The sequence below is a fragment of the Pseudoalteromonas sp. S3260 genome (assembly GCF_005886925.1).
GTDB classification, from domain to species: domain Bacteria; phylum Pseudomonadota; class Gammaproteobacteria; order Enterobacterales; family Alteromonadaceae; genus Pseudoalteromonas; species Pseudoalteromonas tetraodonis.
In genome coordinates this window covers 1-231 of sequence record NZ_PNCV01000381.1, presented here as the reverse complement: position 1 = coordinate 231, position 231 = coordinate 1, and the positions used below count along the sequence as shown (strand labels likewise).

The following is a 231-nucleotide window of genomic DNA, read 5'->3' as shown; positions in this document are numbered from 1 at the left end:
AATAATGCCGAGCAACTCTATTCACAATAAAACCGGGTGCATCGCTACATCGTCCAGGTATTTTTTTCATTTGTTTGGCAACTCCTACTAACACGGCTATTATATTAGGATCAGTTTGTGCTCCCTGTATTATTTCAACCAGTTTCATGATGGGTGCAGGATTGAAAAAATGCATCCCCGCGAATTGATGAGGATACATAAATTCTTCTGCCAGACTGTTAATACTGATCG

At 39.8% G+C, this 231-nt stretch carries 1 protein-coding gene; it reads right to left on the bottom strand.

Features of this window, described 5'->3' with window-relative positions; genetic code table 11:
- Positions 1–231 (bottom strand): 3-hydroxyacyl-CoA dehydrogenase NAD-binding domain-containing protein (locus CWC14_RS18885; protein WP_249928792.1); only part of this gene is annotated, 231 nt, incomplete at both ends.